The sequence below is a fragment of the Butyrivibrio sp. XPD2002 genome (genome assembly GCF_000423945.1).
Lineage (GTDB): Bacteria > Bacillota > Clostridia > Lachnospirales > Lachnospiraceae > Butyrivibrio.
In genome coordinates, this window is record NZ_AUIY01000019.1 from 1 (window position 1) to 20,442 (window position 20,442).

The 20,442-nt window shown below is 40.5% G+C and carries 24 protein-coding genes and 1 tRNA gene; 4 read left to right on the top strand and 21 right to left on the bottom strand.

Annotated features, from left to right (window positions below):
- Positions 1-166 precede the first annotated feature (166 nt).
- Positions 167-652, bottom strand: coding sequence for a hypothetical protein (locus G587_RS0110810; protein WP_051200965.1), 486 nt, complete (start codon positions 650-652; stop codon positions 167-169).
- Between the two features lie 52 nt (positions 653-704).
- Positions 705-1,475, bottom strand: coding sequence for an NAD(+) diphosphatase (nudC, locus tag G587_RS0110815; protein WP_242830073.1), 771 nt, complete (start codon positions 1,473-1,475; stop codon positions 705-707).
- Between the two features lie 200 nt (positions 1,476-1,675).
- On the opposite strand from nudC, the gene G587_RS0110820 reads away from it, so the two are divergent.
- Positions 1,676-2,068 carry a pyridoxamine 5'-phosphate oxidase family protein gene (locus tag G587_RS0110820; protein ID WP_026492251.1) on the top strand — a complete coding sequence of 131 codons (393 nt, stop codon included), beginning with the start codon at positions 1,676-1,678 and terminating at the stop codon, positions 2,066-2,068.
- 81 nt (positions 2,069-2,149) lie between these two features.
- Here G587_RS0110820 and G587_RS0110825 read toward each other — a convergent pair whose 3' ends face one another.
- A complete protein-coding gene (locus G587_RS0110825; RefSeq protein ID WP_026492252.1) occupies positions 2,150-3,436 on the bottom strand; it encodes a class I SAM-dependent rRNA methyltransferase in 1,287 nt (428 codons plus the stop codon).
- Between the two features lie 182 nt (positions 3,437-3,618).
- Here G587_RS0110825 and G587_RS0110830 point away from each other — a divergent pair.
- Positions 3,619-3,692 (top strand) — tRNA-Pro (locus G587_RS0110830).
- A gap of 144 nt (positions 3,693-3,836) precedes the next feature.
- Here the strand turns inward: G587_RS0110830 and G587_RS24440 are convergent.
- Genes G587_RS24440 through G587_RS0110845 form a run of 3 tightly spaced genes read right to left on the bottom strand, consistent with a single transcriptional unit; the run spans position 3,837 to position 5,411 of the window.
- On the bottom strand, positions 3,837-5,042 hold the full coding sequence (locus tag G587_RS24440; RefSeq protein ID WP_051200966.1) for a tyrosine-type recombinase/integrase: 1,206 nt from the start codon (positions 5,040-5,042) through the stop codon (positions 3,837-3,839).
- 5 nt (positions 5,043-5,047) lie between these two features.
- Positions 5,048-5,260 carry a helix-turn-helix domain-containing protein gene (locus tag G587_RS22385; RefSeq protein ID WP_051656833.1) on the bottom strand — a complete coding sequence of 71 codons (213 nt, stop codon included), beginning with the start codon at positions 5,258-5,260 and terminating at the stop codon, positions 5,048-5,050.
- Positions 5,229-5,411: a hypothetical protein gene (locus G587_RS0110845; protein ID WP_026492253.1), complete on the bottom strand. Its 183-nt coding sequence runs from the start codon at positions 5,409-5,411 to the stop codon at positions 5,229-5,231. The genes G587_RS22385 and G587_RS0110845 overlap by 32 nt, the downstream gene beginning before the upstream one ends.
- 349 nt (positions 5,412-5,760) lie before the next feature.
- Here G587_RS0110845 and G587_RS22390 point away from each other — a divergent pair, with 349 nt between their 5' ends.
- Together G587_RS22390 and G587_RS0110855 are read left to right on the top strand one after the other, a co-directional pair.
- Complete coding sequence (locus G587_RS22390) at positions 5,761-6,357, top strand: helix-turn-helix transcriptional regulator (RefSeq protein ID WP_207637469.1); 597 nt, start codon at positions 5,761-5,763, stop codon at positions 6,355-6,357.
- A gap of 73 nt (positions 6,358-6,430) precedes the next feature.
- Positions 6,431-7,915: an RNA-binding domain-containing protein gene (locus G587_RS0110855; RefSeq protein WP_026492254.1), complete on the top strand. Its 1,485-nt coding sequence runs from the start codon at positions 6,431-6,433 to the stop codon at positions 7,913-7,915.
- Positions 7,916-7,982: 67 nt separating this feature from the next.
- Here G587_RS0110855 and G587_RS24445 read toward each other — a convergent pair whose 3' ends face one another.
- The 15 genes from G587_RS24445 to G587_RS0110940 form a co-directional block, all read right to left on the bottom strand.
- Positions 7,983-8,876, bottom strand: coding sequence for a helix-turn-helix domain-containing protein (locus tag G587_RS24445; RefSeq protein ID WP_051200969.1), 894 nt, complete (start codon positions 8,874-8,876; stop codon positions 7,983-7,985).
- A 109-nt stretch (positions 8,877-8,985) separates the two neighbouring features.
- Positions 8,986-9,186, bottom strand: a complete 201-nt coding sequence (locus G587_RS0110865) for a hypothetical protein (protein ID WP_026492255.1) — start codon at positions 9,184-9,186, stop codon at positions 8,986-8,988.
- A 296-nt stretch (positions 9,187-9,482) separates the two neighbouring features.
- Positions 9,483-9,737 (bottom strand): hypothetical protein, encoded by a 255-nt coding sequence (locus G587_RS0110875; protein ID WP_026492257.1) that lies wholly within the window; start codon positions 9,735-9,737, stop codon positions 9,483-9,485.
- 1 nt (position 9,738) lies between these two features.
- A complete protein-coding gene (locus G587_RS0110880; RefSeq protein WP_155829506.1) occupies positions 9,739-10,167 on the bottom strand; it encodes a hypothetical protein in 429 nt (142 codons plus the stop codon).
- An 83-nt stretch (positions 10,168-10,250) separates the two neighbouring features.
- Entirely contained in the window at positions 10,251-11,150 is a 900-nt protein-coding gene (locus G587_RS0110885; RefSeq protein WP_026492259.1) for a DUF4367 domain-containing protein, read from the bottom strand.
- Positions 11,140-11,694 carry an RNA polymerase sigma factor gene (locus G587_RS0110890; RefSeq protein WP_051200970.1) on the bottom strand — a complete coding sequence of 185 codons (555 nt, stop codon included), beginning with the start codon at positions 11,692-11,694 and terminating at the stop codon, positions 11,140-11,142. The genes G587_RS0110885 and G587_RS0110890 overlap by 11 nt, the downstream gene beginning before the upstream one ends.
- Before the next feature lie 144 nt (positions 11,695-11,838).
- Positions 11,839-12,717: a hypothetical protein gene (locus tag G587_RS0110895; RefSeq protein WP_026492261.1), complete on the bottom strand. Its 879-nt coding sequence runs from the start codon at positions 12,715-12,717 to the stop codon at positions 11,839-11,841.
- 20 nt (positions 12,718-12,737) lie between these two features.
- A complete protein-coding gene (locus tag G587_RS24450) occupies positions 12,738-13,322 on the bottom strand; it encodes a hypothetical protein (RefSeq protein WP_051200971.1) in 585 nt (194 codons plus the stop codon).
- A 271-nt stretch (positions 13,323-13,593) separates the two neighbouring features.
- Positions 13,594-14,394 carry a DUF6040 family protein gene (locus G587_RS0110905; RefSeq protein WP_155829508.1) on the bottom strand — a complete coding sequence of 267 codons (801 nt, stop codon included), beginning with the start codon at positions 14,392-14,394 and terminating at the stop codon, positions 13,594-13,596.
- Complete coding sequence (locus tag G587_RS0110910) at positions 14,309-15,505, bottom strand: relaxase/mobilization nuclease domain-containing protein (protein WP_242830074.1); 1,197 nt, start codon at positions 15,503-15,505, stop codon at positions 14,309-14,311. The genes G587_RS0110905 and G587_RS0110910 overlap by 86 nt, the downstream gene beginning before the upstream one ends.
- Positions 15,454-15,840, bottom strand: coding sequence for a plasmid mobilization protein (locus G587_RS0110915; RefSeq protein WP_051200972.1), 387 nt, complete (start codon positions 15,838-15,840; stop codon positions 15,454-15,456). Before G587_RS0110915 ends, G587_RS0110910 begins: the two co-directional genes overlap by 52 nt.
- A 697-nt stretch (positions 15,841-16,537) precedes the next feature.
- Positions 16,538-16,897 (bottom strand): hypothetical protein, encoded by a 360-nt coding sequence (locus G587_RS0110925; RefSeq protein ID WP_022761726.1) that lies wholly within the window; start codon positions 16,895-16,897, stop codon positions 16,538-16,540.
- Between the two features lie 22 nt (positions 16,898-16,919).
- The gene (locus G587_RS0110930) at positions 16,920-17,849 is read right to left on the bottom strand and encodes a ParM/StbA family protein (protein ID WP_026492266.1); all 930 of its coding nucleotides are present in this window, start codon (positions 17,847-17,849) and stop codon (positions 16,920-16,922) included.
- A gap of 35 nt (positions 17,850-17,884) precedes the next feature.
- A complete protein-coding gene (locus G587_RS24455; protein WP_155829510.1) occupies positions 17,885-18,661 on the bottom strand; it encodes a helix-turn-helix domain-containing protein in 777 nt (258 codons plus the stop codon).
- Positions 18,662-19,130: 469 nt separating this feature from the next.
- A complete protein-coding gene (locus G587_RS0110940; protein ID WP_026492268.1) occupies positions 19,131-20,354 on the bottom strand; it encodes a substrate-binding domain-containing protein in 1,224 nt (407 codons plus the stop codon).
- Positions 20,355-20,442 lie beyond the last annotated feature (88 nt).

Consider the following 20,442-nt stretch of genomic DNA (forward strand, 5'->3'; position numbering starts at 1 on the left):
ATCGAGTAGGCTGACTCCTACTCGATTTCGCACACGAACATTCCGCACTTCGTGCTCCATGTTCTTACAACCGGCAAATGAATTTGTATGCAAGCATCCATTCGCTTGCCGGTCTTGTGCAACAAAAACGCTTTCCCCTTATCTACAAAGAGGAAAGCGTTATTTTTTATTCTTCAGGTCTTCCTATACCGTGTTTTTTCATAATCTGCCTAAGGAACAATGGCTGGAAAATAAATATCAGGAAAAATCCAACCACAAAGCATATAATTAAGCTCTTCAGGAACATCGGCAAAAACGGAATCGGCGCTACGCCACCATTCTGTATGGTAACCATTCTATATGCAAGACCAACCATAACCAGCGTCATTATGGGAGTGTAGATCAGATCGGAAAGAAAACTCTCAAAGGTCCTTGCTCCGATGGTTCCCTGCCTGAGTCGGAGTCTCGCACACAAACCACCCGTGACTTTTCCAATAGGAATCACCAGGCCAATTATCAGGCTTATTATAGTGCTGATAGCAAAGCTGATAATGAACCCGGGAATTGTGAAATGTCCCGATGAAAGGATCCCAACCAGTGAGAGGCAAAAGCTCATCATTATGCCCATTCTGATCGCCATCTGTCGTCCGATTATCCTCATCTGTTCTTCCATAATCATTTACCCCCTGTAGGTTTGCACGTGGATAGACATTGTTCCAAATCCATTATTTAGTTTCAAAATACTCCGGGTGCTCCTTAAAATGCATCATCATGGTTGCAGTGAGGCTTAAATCCTTTGCTTCCTCACCTATATCAGCTCGCTCAACCCATTCTGCTCTGGCGAGCTCATTTTCATCCATATTGATATTCGGATCTCCATCAAGCTCACAAAAATAACCAAGCAGCAGGTTCGAATCGAATCCCCAGGGCTGGCTTGCAAAGTATCTGATATTCTTTACCTTTATGCCAACCTCCTCTAAGACTTCACGTCTTACAGTATCCTCTGCAGTTTCTCCTATCTCACAAAAACCGGCAACAAGGGCGTTACCCTTATATGGTCTTCCTGCGTACCTTGTCATCATGATTTTGCTTCCATTTGTAACTCCGACTATAACCGCAGGGCATATCTTGGGATATATTATATTTCCGCACCTTGGACACTTTAGAGCCCTCTCAGCATCATGAATTATCGTTTCCCTGCCGCATCTTCCGCAGAATTTATTATCGCGGTACCAGACATAGAGATGATAGGCCGTCATTCCCGCAAAACACAGGTAACCGGGATTTGCACCGCGCAAAACACGGATGCTCTCATAGTTGTAATTACAATCTGAGCCCTTTCCCTGAACTTCGTTTATATAGCAGCCATACTCTTTTTTTGGAAGATAAAACCTGTCCCCGTCGATTTCAAAAAGGTAGATCAGCTCATTTTTATCAATTCCAAGCTCCTCTACCCTGGGACACCTGAATGCTCCATCATCCTCTAAAACGCACAAAACCTCCCTGCCCCGAAACGAAAACACATAATCGCGGGGATCCGGAAGGTCTCTCTTATAAATATTGTTAAACACTTTTGGTGAAATATCCTGTATCATATTATTGATTATACATTATCTCTTTTCAGAGATGATAGGTTGTTTTTCCATTTTAATAGAATTATAATATATTTTATACAATTTATTTTAAGGAGGCAAGTATGCAGGAAGTATATGAATTTTTGAAAAAATGTGGAACTTACTATCTGGCTACTGTTGATGGGGATCAGCCCAGAGTTCGCCCCTTCGGAACAGTAGATATTTTCGAGGACAAGCTTTATATCCAGACCGGAAAAGTAAAAGATGTCTCCAAGCAGATTCAGAAGAATCCCAAGGTTGAGATCTGCGGTTTTGCTGAAGGCAAATGGGTTCGCGTAGCAGGTGAGCTTGTACGCGATGACAGAATAGAAGCTAAGAAGCACATGCTCGATGCTTATCCGTCACTTCAGGGTATGTACTCTGCTGAGGATGACAACACAGAAGTGCTTTATTTCAAGAATGCAACAGCTACCTTCTCTTCCTTCACAGAAGAGCCCAAGGTTGTTAAGTTCTGATAATTACCGGCTTTTGCTATTTAAAAAGAAGGACTCGATCGAGAAAGAAGGACTCAATCGAGTCCTTCTTTTGTATTTCTATCAAAGTTCTTCAGTAACCTGGAACACATAGAATTTCAAATAATAAGAAGCGTCGTTAGACCACAAAATAGGATGGTCTGCAGCCTGCTGCCTGAACTCAACCTGCCTAAGCTGTTTATGGGCACTTCTGGCTGCTTCTCTTATTGTCTTTGCAAAAAGCTCCTCATCCATGAAATGTGAACATGAGCAGGTCGCAAGAAATCCGCCATTTTTCACAAGCTTAAGTCCGCGGATGTTGATCTCACGATATCCTGTAACAGCCTTCTTGATAGAAGCTCTGGATTTGGTAAATGCAGGCGGATCAAGAATAACCACGTCATACTGCTCTCCCTGCTTCTCAAGATCCGGCAAAAGATCAAACACGTCAGCACACTTAAATTTGATAATATCCTCAAGCCCGTTAAGTCTTGCGTTTTCCTCTGCCTGAGCACATCCCACATCGGAAGCATCAACCGCAAGAACTGAATCAGCTCCAGCTTTGGCACAGTTAAGTCCAAAGGAACCTGTATGTGTAAAGCAGTCCAGGACCTTCTTACCCTTGCAAAGAGATGCTATCGCTCTCCTATTGTTCTTCTGATCAAGGAAGAATCCGGTCTTCTGACCATTCTCAACATCAACGTAGTATTTAACACCATTCTCCTCTATCAGAACCTTGGTATCGAAGGGCTCACCGATGAATCCCTTTATTCTCTCAAGGCCTTCCTGCTCTCTTACCTTCGCATCACTTCTCTCATATATTCCACGAATCTGTACCCCATCCTCAGCAAGAACCTTCTTACAGATATCAAGAATCTTGTCCTTCATGCGGTCAGTACCAAGAGCCAGAGACTCAATTACAAGCACATCTGAAAACTTATCAATTGTAATTCCGGGAAGGAAATCAGCCTCACCAAAAACCAGTCTGCAGGAGAGCTCCTTAAGTCTTTTGGTTTTAAGCTCGTCCTCTGATACAGCCTTTTTCTCGCCCAAAATACTCTCATAGCCGTACAACTCCGGGCACATAACAGCCTTCCTGTAATCCCAGGCATTTTTCACTCTTGTCTCTAAAAGGGCATCATTCACAGGATGTTCCTTCCTTCTGGACATCATCCTTACACGGATCTTAGAGTTCGTATTTATAAATCCATATCCCATGAAATAATCATCATGGTCATGAACCTCTACGATATCTCCATTTTCAAAGCTGCCCTCAACTCTGTTTATCTCATTATCAAAAACCCAGGCTCCACCCGCCTTAATTGTACGTCCCTCGCCCTTTTTAAGAATTATTTTTGCATATTCACTCATTAATATTTCCTCTCAAACAGTCCTTATTACTTGGACTTCTCAGCTTATTCTTTCCATATCATAATATCATATTCCATTTATTATTGAATTCCAATATGTAAAGCTATTGACAAAAGCCTCCTCTTTATTGTATTATCATGTGTGCTGCGAAAGTCTTCTCACGACTTCCGCTTTACATATAACGAAGTGTGGCTCAGTTTGGTAGAGCGCTGCGTTCGGGACGCAGAGGTCGCAGGTTCAAATCCTGTCACTTCGACTCAGTATTTACAAGGGTTTGCAGATTTGCAAGTCCTTATTTTTTTGTCCGAATTCTACTATTTTTCTACCAAATCCCTTTTATTCTTAGATTTATTATTTCATCGCAGAATAAGCTCTCTATAAACCTTATTAAGTTGTCATGTTACTGGTTGGAATAATCCTTAAGGGGAATAATTCCAGTCATAGCCTGCGAGATCTCTCGCTTAGCTTCTTTATCTTTAACCTTTGCGTAAATCCTTAATGTTGTATCAATGTCTTTATGGCCAACCCATTTCTGAATACTCTTAACATCCATACCCTGGTGAACAAGAATGGAAACACAGGAACTCCTGAGACCATGAAAGGTAATATTCTGTGGTAGCTCCGGCATCTTCTTAATAAGTTTGCCAAACAGTTTTGTAGGATAATCCGGATAAAAAAGCGACCCATCAACATGTTTGAAGATGTAGTCGCTTTCGTGGTATCCGTTACCGCATAGTATTCTGTTTTTCTTTTCCTTCTCCCTAAGCCTTTTGAACATTTCCACCTGCTCATCTGTCAGAGGATATTCTCTGGCACTTGAAGCTGTCTTGGTAGCATTAACACGATTCACTTTCGTTCCTCGGGTTACTGTGTGGTTAATGTTCATGGTTTTAGCCTTGAAGTCTATAGCAGACCACCTTAGCCCAAGCATTTCTTCTCTTCTCATTCCAAAGAATAACGCCACATAGAATAGTTCATATAATTCATGATCCTTTATGTTGTTCAGAAAGAGCTGCGCTTCCTCGTAAGAAAAGAATTTGTCGTCTGTACTTTGTTCCTTGGTGTATTTGACCGCGAGATTCTTGTTGATTTCTACCTCTTTGACTGGATTGCAAGGGATAATTCCATCCTTTACAGCCTGATCCATAATACTCCCAAATAACACTTTTGTATCCTTAACTGTTCGTGGTTGTGCATGATCTGTTTCAAACATATTGTCCAGGAAGTTCTCGACCATAAGCACAGTTACATCTTTGACTTTAGTATCACCAAAATACTTCGTTATCCTGTTAACTCTATAAAAATAAGAAGAAAGGGTTGTATCTGAAACCTCTCTCTTCTTTTTCTCTAGAAAACAATCTGAATATTCTTTTAGCGATACATTTCTGTCAACAGCAATCGTGGCCCTTTTACTAAGAAGATTTTGTCTCATTTCCGTGGCCTTCTTAATGTTATCCGGCGTATCCTTCAAACCTGTAGAAATCCACTTTTTCTCACTTTTCTTGACTCCATCCTTCACAAAATACTGATGAGTAATTATATAAAGATAACCATTTTTCCCCTGAATGCCGGTTGCTCTTTTTCCGTTTTTCTTCGGTCTTGCCATACTTTTTAACTTGCCTCCTTAACAAATTTCCTATCGGGGTACATAAATTCCAAGAGGTAAAGCTTTGGAATTCTGTATTTTCCCGCTATCATCATGGATTTAATAGTTCCGTCCCTCAGATAGTCGTACACCTTGTTACGGCCTATCTTAAGAATGTTTTTGACATCATTGATGCTTAATACATCGTCATACTCTGCTAACAAATTCGTGTATTCCATGTCTGCTCCTTTCTTTGTTTTTCTTCATCTCGTTTACTATTTTCTTTACTGCTTCGTAAGGTGTTGGATCCTTAACTCCGCATACATCTCTTAAATCTAAAAGTTCTTCTTTTAATTTTCGATTTGCTCGTTGTCTGGCTCTGTTTCTCATTTTCCTCCTTTCTCAGAGCATAATTCCTCTGTTTTTTATTTTGTATCGGCAACATCTGAATCAGGAAATGCCGGGGATTTCGGCGACATCCGGGTTTTCCGGGAAACGCTTGGTTCTTTTTAACCACCCTTTGTTATTCTTTTATAGCTTATTATGATTTATATTATCTTAAGCTATTTTTATATTATCAATATTATTTTTATATGTCAATATTAGTATATGCTATATTTATTACAGATAATACATTTCTTTCACTGAATGTGATAGAATATAGTACATACAAGAAAGGAGCATGACCATGGGTGATAAAGAAAACTTATTTGGCGAACGTCTTAAGATGTTACGATCTATGCAGGGGAATAAATCTCAGAAGGATTTTGCTGCGGAACTAGGTATTCCCCAGCCCACATTGTCATCCTACGAAAGTGGCAAAATAAAACCGACTGTAGACGCTATCATCAATATTGCTGATAAGTGTGGAGTATCAATAGACTGGTTATGCGGTCGAGACGAAACATTCCACCTTGGAAGTCTAGGCGATGTTCTATCATGCTTCCTGGAGTTATATGAAACCAATGAGTTTTCCATAAAGACTTCTATACATGACCGTGTAGACCTGGAATCAAAAGATGCTACTGAGGATGAAGATCGCAACTGGATAGAATTGAAGATTTATCACAACGAAGTTTTCCATAATCCAGAGGCTACACTTAATCAGGATTTATGCTCAGCTATTGAAAAAGCATATAAGCTTACAAATGAGCTGCGTCACTTTGAACGTTCACAAGAAAGCTATGAGCGTGAGAAGCTATATTTTATTGATAATATGAGAAGTGTTCCTATTACCAAAATTGATCATTCTGATATACCGGAAGAAGAGCAGAGAAAGCGCATGCTGGAGCTTATGAAGGCAGAATGGGAAGCGATGGAGAATGGTGATAAATAACTTTTCTTGATTAGACATCAGTTTGTGCTTTTTTTGCACATACTGAAATTACATACCAATGGAGGTAATAGATTTGGCTTTACCTGTAAGTATACATAGCCTTCTCTCAGGTCGAGAGGTTGAATGGGCTCGAATAGAATTTAAAACAACATGGGATCCTGCCGCTTCCCTTAAGACAATCTGCGCTTTTGCCAACGATTTGGACAATTGGGGAGGCGGATATATTGTTTTAGGAGTCGCTGAAGAGAATGGTATTCCTGTAAGACCATTAGTTGGAGTTCCTTTGGATAAAGTTGATGAGTGGCAGAAGAGTATATTCAAAAAATGTAAGCTTATTAGCCCTGACTATATGCCAATAATCGCAAAAGAAGAATATGAAGATAAAACATTCATCATTATCTGGTGTCCGGGAGGATATGGCAGACCATATTCTTCCCCGAAGACTATGGACAAAAACAACCACGAAAAAATAAGCTATATACGAAAAGGTTCAATTACAGCGGAACCTTCACCCGACGAGCAGAAAGAATTATATACCTTATCTAACAGAACCCCTTACGATGATCAGGTTAATCATAGAGCAGAGTTGTCAGATCTTAATTTCACACTGATTAAATCCTATCTTCGTGAGATAGACAGTGATCTATATAGTCTGGCAGACAGCATGGATTTTACCGAATTATGCAAAAATATGCATCTCATCAGCGAATTACCGGAATATGTAAAGCCCAGAAATGTTGCTTTGATGTTTTTCAATTCTGAGCCTGACAAGTTCTTTCCATATGCTCAGATCGATGTTGTGCAGTTTCCTGAAGGCGAAGGCGGAGACAAAATCATTGAGCAGACCTTTAAAGGGCCATTGCATGAGCAATTACGTGCAGCTCTTCGATATATTCAAAATATGATAATTACAGAAAAAGTTATTAAATATCCAGATCGTGCAGAAGCTGATCGTTTCTTCAATTATCCGTATGCAGCCATCGAAGAGGCTCTCGCCAATGCAGTGTATCATAAAGCTTATGATGAACGTGAACCAATCGAAGTTCGTGTTACCCATGATATGATCGAAATCATTTCCCATCCAGGACCGGATAGATCGGTAACACTTCAAGGTTTAAAGGAATACAAAGTATATAGTAGAAGATATCGTAACCGTCGTATCGGTGAATTCCTTAAGGACCTTCATCTTACTGAGGGTAGAAATACCGGCTTCAAGAAGATATTAAAAGCACTTAGCGCAAATGGATCTCCATTACCTGAGTTCGAGACTGATGAAGCCCATGATTACTTTGTAACAAGACTCTTTATTCATGAGAAGTTTTATGATGAGGTTGAAGATGGGGGTAGTACTACCCCCAAACTACCCCCAAATAATATTCATGATTCAATACTCAATATGATGCGTATGAATCCTCAAATTACCAAGAAGGAAATAGCAGCAAATCTTGGATTAACAGTTGATGGAACAAGATATCACATAAAGAAAATGACGGATTCTGGTATGGTTAAATATATTGGAACTAGCAGAAATGGATATTGGAATATTCCACCTAAATAACATATTGTAAATACAAAAACCGGCAAGCCTCATACACATGAGATGCCGGTCTTTCCTTATTTACTATTCAATCTTTTCCCTTTTTTCTATTTAGAAAAAATCGAATTGCCATCACTATCAGAAGCACACAATATATTGTCGCTGTATATCTGAGAAAAAACCCCATGAATGCTTCTACTACGCCCATTATCGGTTCGTGAAGCAGCGCTTCATAGATCATCTCCAGGTTAAGTACTACGAGCGAAACATATGCAGTGACTGAAAAACTCACTCTATCCTTTATGCTCCTAAAAATCTCAACTGCAAAAATCAGAAGATTCAATAAAAAAATTACAAGAAGTTGCTTTTCTATAAATGGTCCAACCTGCACAGGCTCCATACCAAAAGGCATCACACCATGCATGATCTTTAAGATGCACCAGCCAAGCATGAAGGAGCTATATACTCCGCTTATTAGGGAAGCAACAAATCTTGCAAGGTCTGACTTCGATAAAATCTTCGTAAAGGGCTTCCCTCTCGAAGAAAACATCATGAATATGACCATAACAGCCATGATAGCAAGGATTAATGGATAAAAATCTGCATAAAGTGGGAAAATCGACGGTCCATGGAATATACCATATCCTGCCACGATGATAAAAATTCCATAAATGATACAAACAAACGCCCTAAGAAGCATCCTCGCTTTCTGTCTGCGCTGCATTTTTAATGTTTTAAGCAGTTCATTAAGAGCAGCTTCGGTGGTCATCTGATTTTTGCTGCCTACGATAATTTCTTCTATACTGATATCAAGAGCATTTGCAAGATTTTCAATTACACCAACATCAGGAAAACTGTCTCCTTTTTCCCACCTCGAAACAGCCTTATTGGTTACTCCAAGGATATCCCCTAATTCAGCCTGGGTGCATCCTTTCTTTGTCCTTGCCTCTTTGATTACCTGACCTGTTTTTTGCTTGTCCATGGTTGTCCCTCCAATATCATTCTCATACGAGCAAGCAAAAACTTCAATCTACTGTAGCGAGAACAGGCTTAAATACTGTGATTTTCTCCATTCGCATCTCACAAGTACTTTATTCAGCCTGATATGTATTCTCGATATCAAGCAGCCACGGAAGTATGAAAACCATTCCTATCTGCACTATTGGCTTCGGAAATCCATCTTCAACAAGATGGACTTCCTCCCATTTATCCCCTTCAACATATACCTTAAAATCCGTTGCTAGCTCAATACCTTCCTTTTCGTCGCACCTTTTAATTATTCTTCCACACACGTGAAAAAACCACCACCAAAAACAGCCTTGCCTTCATTCTTTTGGCAGAACCAATATGTCTCACATACTTTCTTAGAAGCTACCCCTATCTTTTCGAAAAACGACGATACTTCAAGTGGCATCACATCACAATATTTAATATAGTTTCGGCATCCACCACATGTGCAATCTATTTCCACAGAGTCATCCGAATAGTAAAACTCCCGTGTTTTGTTTACATCAACATCTACAACTGTCCCATTGAAATCAATGATCATCTTACTATTTCTTCCCTATGACCCCCATATTGAAAAATGTTAATTAGTAACTCCTCTGTTTTGATGTCTTTTAGAAAACCTTTTAAGAATCAGCCTTACAGCCAAACAGGCAATAACAAGCAATATGTATTCTACTACCGATGGCAGTATCCCGTATGTATACCAAGGGGCAGATAAGACTTCATAATACTCAGGATGCCTATTATACATAAGGATGTTCATGTATATATTCTCAACAAGCATCCCCAACCCAAATACCAATATCACAGTCAAAGCGTAATTAATCTTCTTCATTTCATCTCGCCCTTTCGATGACAAAAGGTGCCGGATTATCTATACTGAGTTTATCTGTAATATCTATCATTTTTCCATCAGCAAACTTATAAACAAGATAAAAACCAGCTTCAGGAATCTCATATCCATCTGAATCTTCTGGCAAAGAGACATACTCCTGATGATGAGTGTCCACGTTATAAATTACTATGGATTGTGCATAAGGTTCTCCACAACATATGTAGCAGCCAGATTCTAAATAGATTGATCCTATAACATATGAATTATCAGAACTTGGAGTTTCATTAACATTAACAGGTTCTGCCTCCTGTGAAAGCTCTATTGTATTCTGTTTTAGAATAACATCATCCTTCCTTGCACATGCACCACATAAAAGCACCAGCCCCAGCAAAAATAATGAAATATTTACTGTTCCAAATACTCTTTTCACCTTCAAATGACCTCCATAAGTTAAGGCTTAATACATGTTACATATTAATAACGCTGACCCCGCCCTTTTCGTGACCTATTTTTCTATTTTTTTACAACATTCTCAGCAATTTTTATAAAATCCTCCCTGCTGGCTTTTCCGGTCACATAAAGTGCATAACCATCTATGCTGGTGGCAAGGCTTCCATGTACTCCGTCATGATATAAAAATGCCTGCTCTCCATTTATTGTAATGACTTCTTTCTCCATTCCTTCAGTATTCAGGTATGCATTAGCTTCTGGCATGCAGATGCTAATATCCAGCAAATCTCCATTCTCATCCTCATAGGTATATGTGGCAAACCCTGTCAAAACATCTTTGTTATACAAATGATATCCCTGAGGAATATAGGTTGGTTCATAAGCTCCAAGTTTGTTTTCCTGCTCAGTCTCGTTATTTTCAATGTGGAAAAGGGTATATGTATTTGTGCTTTCCATAAACCATCTGATAACACTATCCCTAAACTCAGCATTTACAGCCAAAGCAGTCCCAAAAGATATAATTCCCACAATAAGAATTGCAGCAACCGCTTTTCCAAAAGAACGCGCAACTCGCTCAGGAAAAGGAATCATTTCCGGCGCATCTGCAATTCTGCTAAGTGCTCTTCTGCAGGCCTTTTCCATTGAAATGTCACTTATTCTCTCACCTTCTTGAATCCCCATGATCTCAGAAAGAAGATGCTCAAAAAAGACCAGGTGAATATCCGGATTATTGATTTCATATAAAATCTCCATGCTTTCAGAATTAAGATCAAAAGCATACTTTCCAAAAAGAAGTGATTGCCCCGCTATAGGAAGCGCCTCTATTTTTTTTGACAAAAGCTCCACTTTTGTGAATGGCAGTTTCTTTTCTTTAGCGTCTTCGCGCCATTGCATAAGCTTCGGTGCCATCAGATTCAGAATTTCGATACCTGCCTCTTTTTCCAACATCTCATCAAATACCATATCCATCCTCTTTCTCAGAATAACTGGTTCTAAGTCTCTCAATGACGCGCTGTCCCCGTTTACGTGCAGCATCTTCGGAAATATCCATCACCCTCGCAATCTCCCCATAACTCATTTCATAGGTATAACGCATAGCAACCAGCTCTTTATCATCATCAGAAAGAGTTTCCAAAAGTGCCCGGATATAATCATTCCGCTCATTTTTAAGCACAGTCCTCTCAGGATCATCCGTATCTGCCACTTGATCTCTGGACATTTCTTCAGTTCCATACACATATCTTTTGTTTTTTCTCAGAATACTGATTGAACAGTTCTTCACTATAACAACGCAGAACCCCCTCATTTCGTGACAAGATAATTCAGAAATTTTTTTGATATTCAGGGAAATCTTTAAGAATGCATCACTGACGGCCTCCTCAGCAAGAGATTCTGAACCGGTTATCCCTGCTGCAAGCCTCAGAAAAAAAGATTTATTTTCATTATATATTCTCTGTACCAGGTCCCTTTGCTCATCCTCAAGTACAGACAATAAAATCATTAACATTTTGATGCCCCCAATGCTTTTCTCAATACATATATGGTAACACAGGATTCATGGCAGTAATGATTTTATCTTTATGCTAATCAAAAAAAGAGCTGATGGATTCAAACAGAAGATTTCTGCCACCCTTCTCAGCTCTTATATGACTTATTTAATTATCACATCACTCAGCGCATTGTTTTCATCGTTCTTTTCAGTGTTGACCACATTTTCAGCGAGTTTCTGAAGATACTCCACAATGGCTTCCTTTATCTTGTCAAACATCGATTTCTCTGCCAATTCAGAATCAGAAAACTTTGCCTTCATTGCCTCTTGTATCCAGTCCTTTTTTACATCCATGACTTCCTCAATGTTGTCGACAAAATATGGAAAAATCCCTGCTTCCATTCCGTCATAAAATGCCTGAGAATCCCAATGGCTTCCATATTCCTGATTATTATTTTTACATGCCTGATATTCCTTATGAGACAAAAGGATATGCATTTCTAACAGAGTGGCATTTCTTGGGTTAATTTTGTTTACTTCTATTTCTCTATAATAATTATGGACATCTTTAAGCTCAGCATCTTCATCCGGATGAAACGCACTTTGTATTGCAACGGCAACAATAGGATTATCAGCTGTTGAATCCTTGGAATAATATGTGTCAAATACATATAGATAAAATCCCCCTGATTCAGGATTATCCGACTTTTTTCTGCAAAGTAGGCAACCTAGATTATCGGCATTTAATTCTTTATAATACTCTGACTCATTCACCTTATTATCTGTGGATACTTGCAGAGAATATGACACATCATTTTCTTTGATGACTCCTTCCTCTGCGCCATTCAATTCAGTGATAGAAGTAGCCTTCATGGATTTATATATATCCATAACATCGCTATTGATGTGACTTGGTTTTCTTTCATCAGTTGCTACACAGACATTAGCGTCAGTAGTAGTCGCATCACTCATCCTATTTCCATCTATAACTCTGCGGTTGTAAAAATCAGATCCAGTTAATGGTGATACAGCACTTATCATTAGTAATACCCCCTCTCCATTTATACTTGTTCTATACAGTTGATGCGGTTTACATCTGACCTTTCCAGCATAAACTCATACATAGCTTTGTATTTCAAGTGAACAATCATATATGCCGGGTTATTTGTTATATCCACGCAATCTTTCATCCGCTCGGTAAAGTTATGTTTTTCTAGTGCTTCATCCAATGAATAAAACTTTGGTTCTTCATCTACCCCAACCATCGCCATCATTACATTAGATACAGCATCCTCTGGATATCCCCTGTCAGTGCAATATGAGCCAAACGCAAGCAACTCTAATACAGAAGCATTACTTGGATCTACTTTTGAACCATCGATTTCTTCTTCCGTATAGTTGCCATTACCATCCCAGTATTTAACTGTATAGACCGGATTATCCTGCGAATAGGAATCTGCGCGGAAAGTAGACATCCTGCTTCCATCTTTATATGCTATCGGAATCACAGCTTCCTTATTTGTTACAGGATCTGTGGATACCAGCGCAGGCATGTTGGCTCTTGTAGTCAGATTCTGTGGGATAGAAGTATTCTTGCCGCAATAACTCATTGCAGGAATTGTATGATAGTTGTTCGAAATGCGCATTAAATCTCCTTTCATTGCCCTTTGTATTAATAACGCGCGACATTGTTCATTTGGGACACCTTTTATCCGAGTTTATTTTCTTTTTATAAATAAAGTTGCCAAATCAACAAAAAGCCAAACACCAATGAACAGAATCCATTCATTGATATCTGGCAATCCTTGCTGTTTTGTATATCGGCTACAAATTCTTCATTGTTTACATAATAACAATGAAAAACCTCCGCAAAGCTTACTTTTTTGCGGAGGTTTAGTCTTACAAATATTATCTATATCACTTTTTCTGCATTTTATCCCAATACCTGGATTTCCCTTGGTTTTCAAAGTATATATCCAAATAAATTATGACTCCAAGATAAATTCCCTGCAGAAGTATTAACAACACAACAAGATTGATGTTCATGATCTTATGGATGCTTTCTCCGAATAGTATTACCGTTCCAATCGATACCAGTAATACTCTCAAGGATAAACTGCACCAGCGATCCCTGTAATATCTGACAGTGATCCATATACCATAGCATATCCCGGCAATGAGTGCAGCTGTAAAAATAGTACTTGCGATCCTGAGAAACCATGCCATCCCAAAGGAATAAGCATACAGCTTTTCGACTCCATTTATATATTTGGAATAGCAAGGTCTTTCAAGCCACTTCACAAATTCAATTAAGCTATTCCATGCCCACACAAAGGGAACCGTCAATGCATCTCCTATATCTTTCAAAAATGCCGGATATGCCATCAGACAGCAGAAGAGGGTCGCGGCAAGAGATTCCCAAGCTATTCGCTCCCTCTTCCTCAAAATATCTACTCTGTATTTGGCATTTTTATTTGCCTCTATCTTGGCCTGGATGGCTTCTGTAATCTTCCCATCTGCAAGCTTCTTATAGTCAGATATATCCTTTTGAGCCTTGAGCTCGGCAGCCTCCTGGGCTGCCAAAGCTTCTTCAACGGCACTTACATTGGACATATCTACTTTCTTTTGCGTATCAGAGAGAAGGGCCTGTGTATCCGCGAGATCTTTTTCTAGTTTCTCTTGCTCTTTCCTGCTCTTTAGCCCTGCGTTGTTCCTCAAGTCTTCGTTCTCTTTCACGAGCTCTTGACTCTGTTTCTGCCATTCCGATATCTCCCCTGTTGCTTCGGCTAGTGCTGATATCAGATCTGACTTCTCTGATGAGAGCGTCAGTATCGTCCGTTCGTTCTCCTTCAGCTTCTCGTCCTGCCTGGATATCACTTCTGCCTGAGTCTTCACCAGAGATTCTAGCGATTGCTGATTCGACCTCTGCATAATATCGCTCGAAGTATTCTGATTCACATTCTTCTGTTCCTGCTCCGTATTCATCAGCTCTTGGGTGACTGAGTCTGTTTTCATTCTGTCTTTCAAATTCATTGATTAAATCCTCCTTGTTAACCTTTAGACCTGCAAAGGTCTTTTCTATTTTGCTGTCACGGACTTTGTCTCCGTTTTCATTTTCAAATACTATATGCTTGCGCTTATCCTCCCACTTCACAGACCAGCCTTTTTCTGCCATTCCGGAAATAAATTCCTCTTTACTGGCTGACCTTGGTATTACTTCCATAAGAGCAATTCCACAATCTGCCAAAAAGCTCTTTTTTGAATAATTGGTAAGAAGCTTGTAAGTATTCTTGTTCCATGAAATAAACTCACCCGCCTCTATTGGCGAGCCATCAAAGTGGCGTCCCTTTTCAGCAACATGAAGACCTCTTTCACGGCATAAATTATTAGTAAACACTTTCTGCTTCTCTAAGTCTTTACTTGACTGATGAAGCTTTCTGCCATCCATATAGGAAACAGTGTTGGTTACAATATGGCAGTGAAGATGCTTCCTATCCTGATGGACAGCGATAAGGCTCTGATAATCAGGAAAAAACCTGTCTACAAATATTCTTCCTATCTCAAGAACTTCAGCAGGCGTCACAGGTTCATCTTTATGAAAACTGATCACATTATGGGCACACATCCTACCAGAGTCCTTATCCCATATCTTCTTTTCTTCAAGCCATGTCCTGTATACTGAATCATAGGTTATATCCTGTTCGGAAAATGGTCCCGTAATTTCCAGATAACCCTCCTTCACTTTCTCATCCTTGAGGACATACTCTATGGTATTCCTCAAGCCCCCGTGACTTTTAGGTGGCTTACTGACTGCCTTATTAATCGCCATCTGTTATCATCCTCCTTTCGAACATCAATAATCTTATCCGAGAGTTCTTCCAGTTTTTCTGCTGTTGCTAAAAGTCCTTTCCCATTGGCAACATGAGCCATCTGATTTACATTAGTAGCCATTCCTCGAAGCAGCCTGTCATGTTCAGCAAATTCTTTGTTGATTTCCTTTATTTCTGCAAGCTCCTCAGCAGAGGTAATGCTTGATCCACGGATTGCACTTATAATATATGACTGCTGTGTCAATCCGGATTCTTTTACTTTATCCTGCAATGCATCATATTCTGCATCATTCATGCGTATGGTGACTGCTTTATTTCTTTTGCGTTTAGCCATGCTTTTACGCTCCTTTCATGATTTTTTCGCTGGTTTCCAAAGGGAGCGGATCCCTTTGGCGGATGCAGAGTTGCTGCGTGCCAGTGGCACGCGTTTAGCAACGACCGAGCCGGAAGGCGAGACCTGCGCCTCTAGACTATTGGACGTAGGGAAAAGAAATTATCCGGGGGATGATTTCTTTTTCTGAAGTCCGGTAGTCGGCTCCGGTGTGCAGAGGTTGGATAAACCTTTGCTGGGGGTTCCAAGGGGGCGAAGCCCATCTGGCAAGTTTAGGAAGAGCCGAAAGGCCTCTTCCGGTGCAAATGTGGCTTGCCACTTTGCGAAACTTGCCATATTTTTCCATCGCCGATATGGCATTCAGTGTAGGGTCGGCTCGGCGGGCGATGGGGAAATATGTGGTCTTGCGATTTGCCCGGGCGAGAGATACCGATGCAGGGATGGAGAATGCTGCTATAGCTTCCGGCAGGAAGTGATAGTAGTATTCTTCATCTCTGTAAACAAAGAAGGAGCAAACAGTCCAGTGGACTATTTGCCCCTTCGAAGTGATCAGGTATCGAACGAACCGGGAAGAAATGAAATCGGTGCGAACTGCGCCGATTTCATTTCTGGTAAATCGCCTTGCTCCCATGAGCAAGAAATGTTTGGCATCAATCTGATGCCATATGAATTTTATGGGTGGCACCAAAGTGATGCCATCTTAAAATTCATCAAGAAAGCTAAGAGCATCTTCACTGACAGCCCTATATTCATCTGTGAGTGATGAATCCTTGGAGATTGCTGTTGTAATGTCTCTGGTTTCACAGGCAGGTATTTCTTTGATTTGCCTTATACCTGCTTCCAGTTTATTGGTGACCAGATCAGCAATTCTTTCCGCAATCATATTCCATGAACTGGTTTCAATGCTCTCGGCACTTACTGCCCCCTTACATATGAGCCTGAGTGCAACTGCATTCTTGGAAATATTTTCCTCCTCAGAAATCCTTTGGAGTAATTCCCAGGCTTCTTTATCCTGAGGATTATCCATTCTGAATCTGATGCTTAATCTCTTTTCTGACATACAATACCTCCGGGAGGAGAGCTTACGCGCCCTTCCTCAGTATGTGCTGTGCATTGTAGAGTTCCTCGTAGCCCTTGGCTGTAGCACAGATGTCTTCAATGATCTCTACACTTGAGGTATCATATTTTCCAAAATTTCTGATAAGGCATCCTCCGCCTCCAATGATGTGTAGCTTTACAAGCTCCGGATCATATTCGTATTCACTGAGCTTATCGAAGATCATTTCAGTATATTTGACCGCCTCCCTGTGCATGACAACCTGAATCCTTTCTGACACTTCAGACGTTCCACTTATTAGAAAGTCTTCAATAACGCTCTCATCAGGAATCTTTCCACATTCAGCCTGTACTTCATTCATGATTTTTTTTACACACTCATGAACACCAATCTTATCGGTATATTTTTTGTCAGAGACTGGTCGGCCATTAGTGATGACCAGTGTGTTCATTGTTCCATTTCCGATATCTGCCAGCATGTGGACTCCTTTATAATCCTGGAGCGAAGCTGCTATAGCCGCATAGCCCTGAGGATAGATCGCCACATCGCAGATTCTGATGTGATAATACTGCCCGCAGTATCTGTAACTAACTTCCCTGCTTCTCATCAGGTAATCCCTGAAGGAATCTTTCTGTTTTGACATCCAGTGAAGCGGAAGCCCAACTGCAAGTATCACATCTGCCGATCTTAAGCCTCTGAGTTCCAGTTCTTTTGCCACAGCAGCCAGAGTAAGGATATAGTAGTCATCGTCTGCATTCTTATTGGCTATGAATACCTTGTGACTTTCACCGATAGCGTAATACATACCGTCAAGCTGCAACACATTTGTTGCTATAGCCGGATCCTCACTGTACTTCTTAACTCCACTCTTAAATACCATATTTCTCGTCTTCATGTTTCCATATCCGTGATCAACTCCGATCACTAACTTTCCATCAATATATAAATCTTTCATACCTTTCAATCCTCCATTTTTTCTGAAATTTGTTTTTAGTTACATAAGAGCAGTCTTTCCAACTCTTCATAGTCATACTCATTCTGCTGAAAATTGCAGAAGGCATTCTTTTTGGGCTGGGCTCCCGGCATTGTCACGGGACGGTTCAGCCTTTCCCTGCACCAGGCCCTGATGGTATCGTGGTTAAGGCATCCCTTATAACCATGATCCCTGATACGCTGTATCTGATAGTCAACACTTGCTTTGCCAAACTCCTTTATCAGATCTTCATATTCATCATCTGTGAGTGTGTCCTCCTTACTACACACTTCTTTAGTATTAGATTTATAGTTATTAGATATATTATTAATATATTGTGGCGGATTCTCCGGCTGCGGTTTTTCCGCATACGGGTTTACCGCATCCGGATTTTCAGGACACGGTGAAGTCTCTGGTTTTCTCGGGAATTCTTTGATCACTTTCCTTGACCGATCAACTAGATCAGTGGAATCGGTGGGCTGTGTTGGCTCAGTAGGCTTTACCGGTGTCTCATGGACCTCAAGAATAGTAGAGTCAAACTTGCCTCCACCATCCCTGCTCTGTTCTCTTGTGATATACCCTTTATCAATAAGACTGTTCAGGGTCTTGGATACCTTGTCTTTTCCATCCGGAAGTATCTGGCATAACCCTTTAATTGTGAGCTGCCAACTGTCCGGTAAGGATAAAAGAGTCAGAAGCATACCACGTTCCGCAAGTGATAAATGTCTGTCTCTCATAATATTTTGGGATACCATTGTGTAGTTTCCCTGAGTTTTGTTTTTTAATACTGCCATTAAAAATGCTCCTTTACTTGCATTAAAAAAGAGCTCAAAAAAGCTCTCCATAAACCTTGTCTGAAAGTTTATAGAGAGCTAAAAATCTACCATTTGTTCTACCAAAAATGTCTTATTCTACATTTTATTCTGTGTTATCTTGTATTATTCTATAATCTTCGTATCGAAAAAGTCCTTTTAATAACAGTGTTTGGAACAAAATGGTACAAAACGGGAAATTCATATCCATATTCGGGACGCAGAGGTCGCAGGTTCAAATCCTGTCACTTCGACTAACCTATTAACTCAGAAGCCCTTTATTTAAGCGGTTTCTGGGTTTTTTTATTTTAGAACAATCTATTTATTACTCTTTAACCTCTTTGTTCCCAAAAATGTTCCCCAAAAGACTATCAGCATTGCTAAGTCCTCAAAAAAAATGGTACAGGCATATACACACCTGTACCACTTATATTATTATGACAAAAAACTATTAGTCCATAAGGGCCATACGATCAGGATCGTTTGCGAAAACTTCCTTAGCGTTGTCCTTTGTAACAACTGTAGGATCAAGCTCGTAGATCGGAACTTCCTTCTTGCCGTTGTCTGTTGTTACATCTGTAGCGGGCATTCCCTTACCGTCTCTAAGGTCGTTGATGATCTCGATTGACTTAGCAACAAGATCCTGTGTAGGCTTAGCAACTGTGCAGTACTGCTTGCCCTGCCATACCCATTCAACTGACTCGTTCTCTGCATCAAGACCTGTAACTACAGGATTAGGCTGACCTGCATCCTCACATGCTGTTACGATTGCTCTTGCGATACCATCGTTAGGAGAAAGAACACCGTCGATCTCTTTATCAGAGTAGTTACCTGCAAGAAGTGAATCCATACGCTTCTGAGCTTTAGCATTGTCCCAGTCCTCTGTAGCACACTGTGTGAACTCTGTCTGACCGGATACTACAACGATGTTACCTGCATCAATTTCAGGCTGAAGAACTGACATAGCACCTTTGAAGAAGTTAGGAGCATTAGGATCAGCAGGGCCGCCACCGAAAAGCTCGATGTTGTAAGGGCCTTCGCCTTTTTCTTTCTTAAGACCGTCAAGGAGTGCCTGTCCCTGTAATTCACCGGTACGAACACTACCGAACTGAACTACGCCGTCAACTGCTTCTGTGTTCTCGATGAGGCGGTCATAACCGATTACATAAACACCGGCATCCTTAGCCTGCTCAAGTACGCTACCAAGCTGTGTTCCATCGATAGGACCTACAACGATAACCTTAGCACCGTTCTCGATCATTGACTCGATCTGCTGTTGCTGCTGAGGAACCTTCTGGTCAGCTGCCTGAACTAAAGGCTTATATCCTGCTTTTTCAAGCTCTTCTTTGAACATTGTCTCAGCTTCTTTCCAGTTCTGAGTTCCAAGCCAGGGAAGTGAAACGCCGATGGTAGCACCTTCCTCAAAGCCCTCTGTAGCTGCAGGAGTTGCCTCTGCCTCTGAATCTGAAGCAGTCTCTTCTGAAGATTCTGTAGCTTCTGTTGTATCAGCTGCTTCCTCAGTTGACTCAGCTTCAGTAGCTGTTTCTGTTGTAGCTTCTGATTTCTTTTCATCAGATGAACTTGATGAACCCTCGCGAGCTGAACTACATGCTGTAAGTGTAGTTGCTGTAAGAGCTACAGACAGCATCATTGCCATAATCTTTTTCTTTTGCATAACTTTCCTCCTTGGTAAATATAACCTTTTTTCTATTTAAGGCCGGCAGGCAGCGCTACCTGCCGGATATGCCTTACAAATTTACAGA

What these genes read in the sequence shown, in the direction of transcription:
- G587_RS0110875 (WP_026492257.1), bottom strand. Translation starts at nt 9,737, where the DNA reads ATGAAGAAGATTAATTACGCTTTGACTGTGATATTGGTATTTGGGTTG.
- G587_RS0110925 (WP_022761726.1), bottom strand. Translation starts at nt 16,897, where the DNA reads ATGTCAGAAAAGAGATTAAGCATCAGATTCAGAATGGATAATCCTCAG.
- G587_RS0110885 (WP_026492259.1), bottom strand. Translation starts at nt 11,150, where the DNA reads ATGGTATTTGATGAGATGTTGGAAAAAGAGGCAGGTATCGAAATTCTG.
- G587_RS0110810 (WP_051200965.1), bottom strand. Translation starts at nt 652, where the DNA reads ATGGAAGAACAGATGAGGATAATCGGACGACAGATGGCGATCAGAATG.
- G587_RS0110820 (WP_026492251.1), top strand. Translation starts at nt 1,676, where the DNA reads ATGCAGGAAGTATATGAATTTTTGAAAAAATGTGGAACTTACTATCTG.
- G587_RS22390 (WP_207637469.1), top strand. Translation starts at nt 5,761, where the DNA reads ATGCAGGGGAATAAATCTCAGAAGGATTTTGCTGCGGAACTAGGTATT.
- G587_RS24440 (WP_051200966.1), bottom strand. Translation starts at nt 5,042, where the DNA reads ATGGCAAGACCGAAGAAAAACGGAAAAAGAGCAACCGGCATTCAGGGG.
- G587_RS0110930 (WP_026492266.1), bottom strand. Translation starts at nt 17,849, where the DNA reads ATGAAAGATTTATATATTGATGGAAAGTTAGTGATCGGAGTTGATCAC.
- G587_RS0110845 (WP_026492253.1), bottom strand. Translation starts at nt 5,411, where the DNA reads ATGAGAAACAGAGCCAGACAACGAGCAAATCGAAAATTAAAAGAAGAA.
- G587_RS0110895 (WP_026492261.1), bottom strand. Translation starts at nt 12,717, where the DNA reads ATGATAAGTGCTGTATCACCATTAACTGGATCTGATTTTTACAACCGC.
- G587_RS24455 (WP_155829510.1), bottom strand. Translation starts at nt 18,661, where the DNA reads ATGGCAGTATTAAAAAACAAAACTCAGGGAAACTACACAATGGTATCC.
- G587_RS0110890 (WP_051200970.1), bottom strand. Translation starts at nt 11,694, where the DNA reads ATGTTAATGATTTTATTGTCTGTACTTGAGGATGAGCAAAGGGACCTG.
- G587_RS0110825 (WP_026492252.1), bottom strand. Translation starts at nt 3,436, where the DNA reads ATGAGTGAATATGCAAAAATAATTCTTAAAAAGGGCGAGGGACGTACA.
- G587_RS0110910 (WP_242830074.1), bottom strand. Translation starts at nt 15,505, where the DNA reads ATGGCGATTAATAAGGCAGTCAGTAAGCCACCTAAAAGTCACGGGGGC.
- G587_RS0110940 (WP_026492268.1), bottom strand. Translation starts at nt 20,354, where the DNA reads ATGCAAAAGAAAAAGATTATGGCAATGATGCTGTCTGTAGCTCTTACA.
- G587_RS22385 (WP_051656833.1), bottom strand. Translation starts at nt 5,260, where the DNA reads ATGGAATACACGAATTTGTTAGCAGAGTATGACGATGTATTAAGCATC.
- G587_RS24445 (WP_051200969.1), bottom strand. Translation starts at nt 8,876, where the DNA reads ATGGACAAGCAAAAAACAGGTCAGGTAATCAAAGAGGCAAGGACAAAG.
- G587_RS24450 (WP_051200971.1), bottom strand. Translation starts at nt 13,322, where the DNA reads ATGCGCATTTCGAACAACTATCATACAATTCCTGCAATGAGTTATTGC.
- G587_RS0110915 (WP_051200972.1), bottom strand. Translation starts at nt 15,840, where the DNA reads ATGGCTAAACGCAAAAGAAATAAAGCAGTCACCATACGCATGAATGAT.